This is a genomic window from Actinomycetota bacterium (genome assembly GCA_005774595.1).
In the GTDB taxonomy this organism is placed as follows: domain Bacteria; phylum Actinomycetota; class Coriobacteriia; order Anaerosomatales; family D1FN1-002; genus D1FN1-002.
In genome coordinates, this window is record VAUM01000034.1 from 1 (window position 1) to 10612 (window position 10612).

Genomic DNA, 10612 nt, shown 5'->3' on the forward strand with positions numbered 1-10612 from the left:
GCCGCCCACGGCACCGACCCCGCCGCCAGCCCGGCGACGACGCCGAGCGCGATCCCCGTCACCGTCGCCGGCGCGTAGTCGGGGTCGATCAGCCCACCGCCGACGGCCACGTACGTCAGCAGCGCGAGCGCGAACGCGACGGCGTCGCGCGCGCCGGGGCGCGCGAGGAAGCCGGACCGGCCGGCCCCCTCGACTGCGCCCTCTGGCGACACGCCGCCCATCCGCCTAGAGCTCGACGCTCCAGGCCTTCTCGATGCCAGCCTCGGCGACGATCTGCTGGAGCACGTCATCGGGAACGGGCGTGTCGACGTTGATGCCCATCAGGGCGCTGCCACCCATCTTCTTGCGTCCCACCTGCATGGCGGCGATGTTGACGGCGTTCTTGCCGAGGATCGTCCCGACCTTGCCGATCATCCCCGGCCGATCCTCGTAGAGGAAGAAGGACATGTGCCCACTCGGCTGCATGTCGAGATCGAAGCCGTACAGCGAGACCAGCAAGGGCTCGTTCTTCTTGCCGATCAGCGTCGCGCCGATCTCGAGGTCGCCTTCGGGGGTCTCGGTCTTGACCAGAACCATCGCGACGTAGTCGTGCGTCTCGGCTCGCTTCGACTCGACGACCTTGATCCCGCGCTGCTCGGCGTAGTAGTCGGCGTTGACGAAATTGACCGACTCGGCACCGATCACCGACAGCAGGCCCTTGAGCACCGCCGTCTTGAGGATGCGCGTGTCCGTCTCGGCCAGGGTGCCGATGCACATGATCTCCATCGACTCGATCCCGGTCTTGGCGGTCTGCGCGAGGATCCTGCCCAGCGACTCGGAGAGTCCGATGAACGGGCCGACCTTCTCGTAGACTTCCGGCGGCACCGGCGCGATGTTGACCGCGGTCGGGACCATCTCGCCGCGCAGGCCGGCGCCCACGTACTCGGCGATCTGCTCTCCGGCGCGGTCCTGGGCCTCGGCAGTGGACGCGCCGAGGTGCGGGGTCAGGATGGCGTTGCCGAACTCGATCAGCGGCGAGTCGGTGCACGGCTCGACCTCGTACACGTCCACGGCCGCGCCCTTGACCTTGCCGCTGCGCAGCGCCTCTGCGAGCGCCTCGGTCTGGTAGATGCCGCCGCGGGCTGTGTTGATGAGGCGCACGCCGTCCTTCATCTTCGCGAACTGGTCGGGGCCGAACATCCCGATGGTCTCCTTCGTCTTGGGAAGGTGGACCGTGATGAAGTCGGCTTGGGCCAGGATCTCGTCGATGTCATCGATGAGTTCGACGCCCATGGCCTGCGCCTTCTCAGGGCTGGTGTAGGGGTCGAAACCGATCATGCGGACGCCGAACGGCCGGACGCGCTCGGCCACGAGCGAGCCGATGCGCCCGAGGCCGAAGATGGCGAGCGTCTTCTCGTACAGCTCGGTGCCGGTGAACTTGCTGCGCTCCCACTTGCCTTCCTTCATCGAGGCGTTGGCCTGCGGGATGTTGCGCGCCATCGAGAGCATGAGCGCGACGGTGTGCTCGGCGGCCGACACGATGTTGGACGTCGGCGCGTTGCACACGATGATGCCGCGCTCGGTGGCGGCCGTGACGTCTACGTTGTCGATGCCCACACCGGCGCGCCCGATGATCTTCAGGTCGGTGCCGGCCTCGATGACCTCGCGCGTCGCGCGCGTGGCCGACCGGACGATGAGACCGTGGTAGCCGGGGATCTCGGCAACCAGCTGCTCGGGCGTCAGGTCCGTCTTGACCTCGACCTCGAACTCCTCCTTGAGCAGGTCGATGCCGCTCGCGGCGATCTTCTCAGCGACCAGTACCCGGTACATGTCCACGCTCCTGTTCCGCTACCCGGCCGCGCCTGCGGCCACGCTGTCGACCGGAACGGGCGGTGAGGCCGCCGGTCCCGGGTTGGTCCCTTGAGCGAGCGGGCGTGCCACCCGCACCCCCGGCACCCACGCAAGTGCGGCGGGAGCCAGGGCGAGCAGCAGCGCGGCGCCCACGCCGTCCGCGTGGAACCACGGGGGCGACGCCAGCACGCCCGCGCCCGGCAACGCGAGCATCCAGCTCGCCGCGAGGTACGCGAGACACGCGGCGAGCGCCGGGCCGGCGAACAGCCACGCAGCGGCGGGTGTCGCCGGCTTCGGCACCTACGCGCCCATCTCCATGAAGACGCCCTCGGCGGCCTTGATGCCCGCGCCGCGCTCGAACTCGTAGCCGAGCTCGGCCAGCGTCATCTCGAGCGCTGCCAGGGTGGTGATGATGTCGAACTCGCCGAAGTAGCCGAGGTGCCCCACGCGGAAGATGCGGCCCTCGAACGCGTCCTGGCCGCCCGCGATGGTCACTCCGTACTTCGTCTTCATGATCTTGACGATCTGCTTGCCGTCGATGCCTTCGGGCACCCACACCGGCGTGACGGCCGAGCCACGGCCCTCCGGCGGCGCGAACAACTTCAGGCCGAGTGCCTCGCATCCCTGCCGGGTCGCCTCGGCGAGCATCGAGTGGCGCTTGATGGTGTTCTCGAGCCCCTCCTCGCGGATCATGCCGAGCGCGACGTTCAAGCCGAGCACGAGCGACACGGCCGGCGTGAACGGGGTCGTGTCCTTCTCGATGTTCTTCTTGTACTTCATCCAGTCGAAGTAGTACTTCGGCAGCGTCGAGCGCTCGTACGCCTTCCACGCCTTCTCCGACACGGTGCACGCGGCCAGGCCCGGCGGGAGCATGAGCCCCTTCTGCGAGCCGGTCATGACCACGTCGAGGTGCCACTCGTCGGTCTTGCAGTCGACCGCGCCGATGCCGGTGATCGAGTCGACGATGAGCACGCAGTCGTCGTAGCCTGCCACGATCTCGCCGATCGCCTTGACGTCGTTCAGCACGCCCGAGGAGGTCTCTGACTGCGTGACGATGACGCCGCGCGCGTCGGGGTACTGCCGCAGCGCCTCGGCGACGTCGTCGGGCTTGACGACCTCGGTCCACTCGTACTGCAGGTCGATGACCTCGAGGCCGTACGCCTCGGAGATGCCCTTCATGCGGTCGCCGAACTTGCCGTTGCGCGTGACGATGACCTTGTCGCCGGCGCAGAAGCAGTTCACGATGGCCGACTCCATGACGCCCGTGCCCGAGCAGGCGAACAGCAGGACGTCGCCGGTGGTCTCGAAGACGTACTGCAGGCCCTCGATGGACTGCTTGAAGGCCGCCGAGAAGTCCGGCGTGCGGTGATGGATGATCGGCGCGGCCTGCGTGAGCAGGACCTCGGCCGGGACCGGGGTCGGGCCCGGGGTCATCAGGTACTTCTTCTTCATCGTGTTCGTTCTCCCCTCGGTGGTGGGACGGTCGATGACGCAGGCCGGCGGTATGAGCGGCGTCACGCCCGCTCGATGCCGCCGAGCTGGCCCGGCGAAGGCCTAGGCCTTCGTCCGGAGCCAGCTGAACATCTCGCGCAACTCGGAGCCGACCTCCTCGATGAGGTGCTCGGAGTGGATGCGGCGCATCGCCTTGAAGTGCGGCGAACCTGCCTTGGTCTCGAGGATCCACTTCTTGGCGAACTCGCCGTTCTGGATCTCCCACAGCACCTCGGCCATCTCCGCGCGCGTCTCGTCGGTGACGATGCGCGGGCCGGTCTCGTAGTCGCCGAACTCGGCGGTGTTGCTGATCGAGTCGTGCATCTTGGCCATGCCGCCCTCGTACATGAGGTCGACGATGAGCTTGAGCTCGTGCATGCACTCGAAGTACGCGATCTCGGGCTGGTAGCCGGCCTCGACCAGCGTCTCGAACGCCGCGCGCACCAGATGCGTCGTTCCGCCGCAGAGCACGACCTGCTCGCCGAACAGGTCCGTCTCAGTCTCCTCGGCGAAGGTCGTCTCGATGACGCCGGAGCGCGCGCCGCCGATGCCGAGCGCCCACGCGAGCGCGGTCTCGCGCGCCTTGCCCGAGGCGTCCTGGTGCACGGCGATGAGGCACGGTACGCCGGAGCCCTCGGTGTAGACGCGGCGGACCATGTGGCCCGGGCCCTTCGGGGCGATCATGATGACGTCGACGCCCTCGGGCGCCTCGACCTGGCCGAAGTGCACGTTGAAGCCGTGCGCCCAGGCGAGCACCTTGCCCGCGGTCATGGACTCGTGTATCTCGGAGTAGTAGATGTGCGCGGCCAGCTCGTCAGGGACGAGCATCATGACGATGTCGGCCTCCTGCGCGGCGTCGCGCGGGGTCGCGACCTTCAGCCCGTCGGCCTTCGCCTTGTCCCACGACGCGCTGCCCGAACGCAGCCCGACGCGGACATCGCAGCCCGAGTCGTGCAGGTTGAGCGCGTGCGCGTGCCCCTGCGAGCCGTAGCCGATCACCGCGATCTTGCGGTCCTTGATCCGCGACAGGTCGCAGTCCTTCTCGTAGTAGATCGTCGCCATGGGTGCCTTCCTTCTTCCTGTCATCCTCGGCCCTCGTGAGTGGGCCGTCCGGTCCGTCGTGTGCCGTGCCTACGCCTCGCGCGAGCCGCGCGACAACGCGATGCGCCCGGTGCGCGCGAGCTCCCTGATGCCGTACGCGCGCAGCAGGTCCTCCATCGCGCCGAGCTTGTCCGCCGTGCCCGTCGCCTCGATCGTCAGCGAGTTCTTGCCGACGTCGACGATCTTGGCGCGGAACACGTTGGCGATCTCGATGATCTCGTGCCGGCGCTCGGCCGGCGCGTTGACCTTGTAGAGCACGAGCTCGCGGTCGACCATGTCCTTCGGGTCGAGATCCTGGATCTTGATCACGTTGATGAGCTTGTGGAGCTGCTTGGTGATCTGCTCGAGCGGCTTGTCGCCGGCGTTGACCACGATGGTCATGCGCGACAGCGTCGGATCCTCTGTGACGCCGACCGCCAACGAGTCGATGTTGAAGCCGCGCCGCGCGAACAGGCCGGCCACGCGCTGGAGCACGCCGGGCCTGTTCTCGACCAGCACCGAGATGGTGTGCTGCATCTACTCCCACACCTCCTCGAGGAGCGCGTCGTCGAGCATCTCCGAGATCGGGCCGCCGGGCACCCCGCCGAGCATCTCGTCGATGCTGCCGCCCGGCGCGACCATCGGGTAGACCATCTCCTCGCGCGCCACCCGGCAATCCACGAGCGCCGGGCCCTTGTGGTCGAACGCCTTCTTCAACGTCTTGTCGACGTCGCCGGTCGCGTCCACGCGCAGGCCGAGCCAGCCGTACGCCTCGGCGAGCTTCACGAAGTCCGGGCAGTCCTGGTTCAGCACGGACGCCGAGTAGCGCTTGCCCCAGAACAGCTCCTGCCACTGGCGCACCATGCCGAGGTAGCCGTTGTTGAGCACGACCACCTTGACCGGCAGGCCGTTGAGCGCCGCGGTGGCCAACTCCTGGCTGTTCATCTGGATCGAGCCGTCACCGGCGATGTCGATGACGAGCGCCTCGGGCCGCCCGGCCTGCGCGCCGATGGCCGCCGGCAGGCCGAAGCCCATCGTGCCGAGGCCTCCCGACGACACCCAGCAGCGCGGACGCCGCACCGTGTAGAACTGGCACGCCCACATCTGGTTCTGGCCGACCTCGGTGCACAGCACCGTGTCGCGATCCTTGGTGAGCTCGCTCACGCGCTCGACGACGTGCTGGGGGTGCAGCACGCCCTCCTCGTGGCTGTAGTGGAGCGGATAGCGCTTGCGCCAGTCGTCGATCACGCGCCACCACGCCTCGGTGCGCGGCTCGGCGCCGGTCTTGCGCAGCTCGGCCACGATGGCGGACACGACGTCCTTCGCGTCACCGACGATCGGCACGTCGACGGCCTTGTTCTTGCCGATCTCCGCCGGGTCGATGTCGACGTGGACGATCTTGGCCTTGGTGGCGAACGCCGCGAGCTTGCCGGTCACGCGGTCGTCGAAGCGCACGCCCACCGCGACGAGCAGGTCGGTCTCGGTCATCGCGTAGTTCGTGTACTTGGCGCCGTGCATGCCCGGCATGCCGATCCACAGGTGGTGGTCCTCCGGGAAGCAGCCCTTGCCCATCATCGTGGTGGTGACGGGCAGCTGCATGAGCTCGGCGAGCTCCTTGATCTCCTTGGACGCACCCGAGGCCAGCACGCCGCCGCCGACGTACAGCAGCGGCTTTCGCGCCTTGGCGATGAGCGAGACGGCCTGCTTGACCTGCTTGCTGTGCCCGCGGGTCGTCGGCTTGTACCCCGGCAGGCTCACCGCCTCGGGGGACCTGTACGCGATCTCGCCCTTGCTCACGTCCACCGGCACGTCGATGAGCACGGGCCCCGGGCGCCCGGTCGTGGCGATGTGGAACGCCTCGGCCACGACGTCCGGCAGGTCCTCGGACTCGGTGACCAGGTAGTTGTGCTTGGTGATCGGCATCGTGATGCCGGTGATGTCCGACTCCTGGAACGCGTCGGTACCGATGACCGCCGTGGCCACCTGCGCGGTGAACACCACGAGCGGGATCGAGTCCATGTACGCGTTCGCGATGCCGGTGACCGTGTTGGTCGCGCCCGGGCCGCTGGTGACCACGACCGGCGCCACGCGCCCGGTGGCACGCGCGTAGCCGTCGGCCGCGTGCACCGCGCCCTGTTCGTGCCGAGGCAGGATCGTGCGGATCTTGGCGCTGTCGAACAGCGCGTCGAAGATCGGCAGCGCCACACCGCCCGGGTAGCCGAACAGGGTGTCGACCCCTTCGGCCTCCAGGCCGCGCACGAGCGCCCGTGCCGCTGTGATGCGTTCCGTCATGACACCACCGCCCCTCTGTCGGCGCTCGAGACGAAGCGCGCGTACCGGGCGAGATACCCGGTCTTCACCTTCGGCTCGGGCGCCTGCCAACTGCTCCGCCGTGCTGCCAGTTCCTCATCGGACAGCGCGACCTCGATCAGGCCCGCGTCGATGTCGATCGTGACGGTGTCGCCCTCGGCGACCAGCGCGATCGGGCCGCCGTCGGCCGCCTCGGGGCTCACGTGACCCGCCGCCGGGCCCTTGGTGGCGCCCGAGAAGCGCCCGTCGGTCATGAGCGCGACCTTCAGGCCGCGGCCGGAGATCGCCGAGGTCGGCGAGAGCATCTCGCGCATGCCGGGGCCGCCCTTGGGCCCCTCGTAGCGGATGACGACGATGTCGCCGTCGACGATCATCCCGCCGAGGATCGCGTCGATCGCGGCCTCCTCGGAGTCGAAGACACGCGCCGGCCCGCTCATGCGCCGCATGTCCGCCGGCACCGCCGACTGCTTGATGACCGCGCCGTCGGGCGCGACGTTGCCGCGAAGCACGCGCAGCCCGCCCTCGGGATAGTACGGGTCGTCGACAGAGCGCACGACCTGCGGATCACGGTTGCACGCGGCGTCCGCGATCTCGCCCATCGTCTTGCCCGAGACCGTCGGTGCGTTCCGGCGGACCAGGCCCTTGCGGTCGAGCTCGGCCATGATCGCGGGGATGCCGCCGGCATGGTACAGGTCCTCCATGTGGTAGTCGCTCGCCGGCGAGATGCGCACGAGGTTGGGCGTGGCCGCCGAGACGGCCGCCCAGTCGTCGAGCGTGATGTCGGCGCCCGCTTCGTGCGCGATGGCCGTGAGGTGGAGCACCGTGTTCGATGAGCCGCCGAACGCCATGTCGAGCGTCATCGCGTTGCGGATCGCGTCGGGCGTCATGATCTGCCGTGCGGTCACGCCGCGCGCGATGAGGTCCATGACCGCCATGCCGGCGTACTTGGCCAGCCGGATGCGCTCCGAGTAGACCGCAGGCACGGTGCCGTTGCCCGGCAGGCCGAGCCCGATCGCCTCGGTGAGGCAGTTCATCGAGTTGGCGGTGAAGAGGCCGGCGCAGCTGCCGCACGTCGGGCAGGCGTCGTTCTCGAGCTCGAGCAGCTCGGTCTCGTCCATCGTGCCGGCGGCCACCTTGCCGACGGCCGTGAACACGGTGTCGAGGTCGACCGCGCGCCCGCGCACCCGCCCGGCGAGCATCGGCCCGCCGGCCACCACCACGGTCGGGATGTCGAGGCGCGCAGCGGCCATCAGCATGCCGGGGATGACCTTGTCGCAGTTCGGGATCATGACCATCGCGTCGAAGGCGTGCGCCTGGACGGCGAGCTCCACCGAGTCGGCGATGACCTCGCGCGACGCGAGCGAGTAGCGCATGCCGGCGTGGTTCATCGCGATGCCGTCGCACACGCCGATGGTGGAGAACTCGAGCGGCGTGCCGCCCGCCATGCGGATGCCGGCTTTGACCGCCTCGGCGACCCTGCCGAGCATCAGATGGCCGGGGATGACCTCGTTCGCGGAGTTGACGACGGCGACCAGCGGACGGGCGATCTCCTCGTCCGTGAGGCCGTCGGCCTTCAGCAGGCTGCGGTGGGGCGACTTGGCCAGCCCCTGCTTCATGCGTTCGCTGCGCGACTCCATGCGTGCCTTCCCTCGTCGAGGTGGCCGCCGTCACGCGCCGCACGAAACGTGTGAGATGGGGTGGCAGGTCCGGCGCCCTTGAAGGACGCCAGGAGACGAAAGGACCGCGGATGAGCGCGCTTCGCCCCTGCCAGGGACGAGAGGCGAAATGCTCCCGCGGTACCACCCCGATTGACGCGCGCGGCGGCGCCGTTGCCGACGCGAGCGTCCACTCGTGCGGCAGGTAACGGATGCCACCGACCCGGCCTACTTGTGCTCGGCTGCGTGCGGAGATCGTCCGCCGCTTTCCGCCTCGCCCGTTGTCCCGGGTGGCTCGGGGGCCAGATTCGAAGCGTCCCAGACCGGGTTTCCACCGTCCCCGGCTCTCTGAGGCTGGGATTGGCCTCTACTACTCCCCGTCAACGCCCATGCTGCTATTCGGATGTGGGCGGGAGTATACGCGAGCGTGCGGGGGGCGGCAAACGGGAGTGCGGCGCGAAGAGGCAGCCTCAGGGGGCGGCGCTCAGGTGGTCACGTCGCCGCCCTCGAGCAGCCGCAGGAGCCGCCGGTCCATCGTGGCCACGTCGGTGCCGCGGCGCGCGGACATCGCCGCGAGGATGCAGTCGGTGACGTCGAGCGCCGGATCGGCCTCCATCACGTCGAGCGCCGTCTCGGCGACCTTCGGGTCCCATGCGACGAGCGCCGGAGTGGACAGAGCCTCGCGCAGGACGCGGGCGACGTCGCACCCCGCCATGCCGTACCGGCTGCGCAGCACCCACGCGCACTCCGCGAGTACGCACTCGGCCACGACCAGCGGCTCGCCCGCGGCGGCGTGGCGCTCCGCCAGCACGAGCGCTTGCGCCGCGCGGTCCGGGTCGGTGCGACGGATCATGGCGATCACGAGGTGCGTGTCGGCGAGGATCACTTCGGCCGCTTCCCGCTCCGCACGACCACGGCGGGAGCGTCCCCCTCGTGCCAGTTCTCGTCGAAGTACTTCTCGAGCGACTCGTTCCAGCCGGGCAGCGGACCGTCCGGCAGCGGGTACTCCTCGTCGATGCGGTCGAGTACGTCGGCCAGGCTCGGCGACTTGCGCAGCACGGCATAGTCCCCGCGGACCTCCAGCACGATGGAGTCTCCGGTGCCCAGCTCGAGGGCGTCCCTGACCTCGAGCGGTATCGTGACCTGGCCTTTCGAGGTGATCTTCGCCCTCGGCATCGTCGGCTTCCTTACTGCGCTCGGCATTCCTTACCGTCCGAGTGTAGCAAGGAAGCGCACGCCGCACAACGGGCGGGAGATCCAGGGCTACAGCCCGGCGCCCTCGACGATCACACGCTTGTCGGTGGCGTCGGCCGACAGGGAGACGAGCCGCGTGGCCTGCCCCTGCCAGGCGTTGCCCTCGATGACGAACAGCCGCTTCCCATTGGCACTCCAGCACAGCGGGTAGGTGTCGTAGCGCTTCGACGCGAGGACGGGCGAGCCGCCCTGCGTATCGAGCAGGTACGTTCGCGACCAGCCGTCGTCGCCCTGGTCAGCCCAGGCGATGTGCCGGCCGTCCGGGGAGGCGCACATCGCCGTCGGCACCGCGCGGGCCTCGGCCTCGTGCGTGGTGACGGCGGTCAACGCGCCGCCGGGCACCTCGGCGACGCCGATCGAGTACTCGGTGCCGCCCTGGACCGAGAGGCCGCGTACGACGACCGCGACACGGCGGGCGTCGAGCCACGCGAACGTCTCCGGGTGCTCCGCGCCGGTCACGGCGCCTACGGGCCCGCCCTTCGAGTCCGCGAACGCGAGTGCGTCCGGAAGGCCCGCGCGCGCCTGCACGACGCCGACCCGCACGCCGTCGGCCGACACCGCCGGAGCCACACCCGCGATGAGCGGTGCGCCTGCGGAACCGTCGCGGTCCACGCGGCGCACGCCCGTGGGGGCCGCGTACGCCAGCCACGCCGACGACGGCGCCCACGCGATCGGGCTGCCCGCCACCATCGGCCCGGCGTTCTTCGCCGCGCCGCCGGCGACCGGAGCGAGCCGCAGCGAGCGCACGGAGTCCTCGTACGCGAGCGTGGCGCCATCGGGGGCCAGCGCGAAGCTGCCGGCCGCGGCTTGGGCGACCTTCTTCGCGCCCGTGCCGTCCTCGCCCGCGACCCACAGCCAGCCGTCCTTGCGGTAGGCCACCTTCGCCGCGCGGGTGAACGAGGCCGCAGCCGTGCCCGTTGCGGCCGCCCCGGCGATCGCGCCGGCGGAGCCGGTCACCGACGCGGAGCCCGTTGCCACGCTCGAGCCGGTCG

At 69.7% G+C, this 10612-nt stretch carries 11 protein-coding genes; all 11 read right to left on the reverse strand.

Features of this window, described 5'->3' with window-relative positions; all coding sequences use genetic code 11:
- A partial coding sequence (locus tag FDZ70_02590) for a hypothetical protein (protein ID TLM79759.1) occupies window positions 1-212 on the reverse strand: 212 nt, incomplete at its 3' end.
- Window positions 213-225: 13 nt separating this feature from the next.
- Window positions 226-1809, reverse strand: a complete 1584-nt coding sequence (locus FDZ70_02595) for a phosphoglycerate dehydrogenase (protein ID TLM79768.1) — start codon at window positions 1807-1809, stop codon at window positions 226-228.
- A gap of 18 nt (window positions 1810-1827) precedes the next feature.
- A complete protein-coding gene (locus tag FDZ70_02600) occupies window positions 1828-2130 on the reverse strand; it encodes a hypothetical protein (GenBank protein ID TLM79760.1) in 303 nt (100 codons plus the stop codon).
- Window positions 2131-3282 carry an alanine--glyoxylate aminotransferase family protein gene (locus FDZ70_02605; GenBank protein ID TLM79769.1) on the reverse strand — a complete coding sequence of 384 codons (1152 nt, stop codon included), beginning with the start codon at window positions 3280-3282 and terminating at the stop codon, window positions 2131-2133.
- Between the two features lie 102 nt (window positions 3283-3384).
- Window positions 3385-4383 (reverse strand): ketol-acid reductoisomerase, encoded by a 999-nt coding sequence (gene ilvC / locus FDZ70_02610; protein ID TLM79761.1) that lies wholly within the window; start codon window positions 4381-4383, stop codon window positions 3385-3387.
- 69 nt (window positions 4384-4452) lie between these two features.
- Window positions 4453-4938: an acetolactate synthase small subunit gene (gene ilvN / locus FDZ70_02615; protein ID TLM79762.1), complete on the reverse strand. Its 486-nt coding sequence runs from the start codon at window positions 4936-4938 to the stop codon at window positions 4453-4455.
- Window positions 4939-6693 carry a biosynthetic-type acetolactate synthase large subunit gene (gene ilvB, locus FDZ70_02620; GenBank protein ID TLM79763.1) on the reverse strand — a complete coding sequence of 585 codons (1755 nt, stop codon included), beginning with the start codon at window positions 6691-6693 and terminating at the stop codon, window positions 4939-4941.
- Window positions 6690-8348: a dihydroxy-acid dehydratase gene (gene ilvD, locus FDZ70_02625; GenBank protein TLM79764.1), complete on the reverse strand. Its 1659-nt coding sequence runs from the start codon at window positions 8346-8348 to the stop codon at window positions 6690-6692. The genes ilvB and ilvD overlap by 4 nt, the downstream gene beginning before the upstream one ends.
- A 502-nt stretch (window positions 8349-8850) precedes the next feature.
- Window positions 8851-9252 carry a type II toxin-antitoxin system VapC family toxin gene (locus tag FDZ70_02630; protein TLM79765.1) on the reverse strand — a complete coding sequence of 134 codons (402 nt, stop codon included), beginning with the start codon at window positions 9250-9252 and terminating at the stop codon, window positions 8851-8853.
- Entirely contained in the window at window positions 9249-9569 is a 321-nt protein-coding gene (locus FDZ70_02635) for an AbrB/MazE/SpoVT family DNA-binding domain-containing protein (protein ID TLM79766.1), read from the reverse strand. The genes FDZ70_02630 and FDZ70_02635 overlap by 4 nt, the downstream gene beginning before the upstream one ends.
- A gap of 60 nt (window positions 9570-9629) precedes the next feature.
- The gene (locus tag FDZ70_02640; protein TLM79767.1) at window positions 9630-10577 is read right to left on the reverse strand and encodes a hypothetical protein; all 948 of its coding nucleotides are present in this window, start codon (window positions 10575-10577) and stop codon (window positions 9630-9632) included.
- Window positions 10578-10612 lie beyond the last annotated feature (35 nt).

Coding starts and splice junctions, on each gene's coding strand:
- FDZ70_02595 (TLM79768.1), bottom strand. CDS start 1,809: ATGTACCGGGTACTGGTCGCTGAGAAGATCGCCGCGAGCGGCATCGAC.
- FDZ70_02605 (TLM79769.1), bottom strand. CDS start 3,282: ATGAAGAAGAAGTACCTGATGACCCCGGGCCCGACCCCGGTCCCGGCC.
- ilvC (TLM79761.1), bottom strand. CDS start 4,383: ATGGCGACGATCTACTACGAGAAGGACTGCGACCTGTCGCGGATCAAG.
- ilvN (TLM79762.1), bottom strand. CDS start 4,938: ATGCAGCACACCATCTCGGTGCTGGTCGAGAACAGGCCCGGCGTGCTC.
- ilvB (TLM79763.1), bottom strand. CDS start 6,693: ATGACGGAACGCATCACAGCGGCACGGGCGCTCGTGCGCGGCCTGGAG.
- ilvD (TLM79764.1), bottom strand. CDS start 8,348: ATGGAGTCGCGCAGCGAACGCATGAAGCAGGGGCTGGCCAAGTCGCCC.
- FDZ70_02635 (TLM79766.1), bottom strand. CDS start 9,569: ATGCCGAGCGCAGTAAGGAAGCCGACGATGCCGAGGGCGAAGATCACC.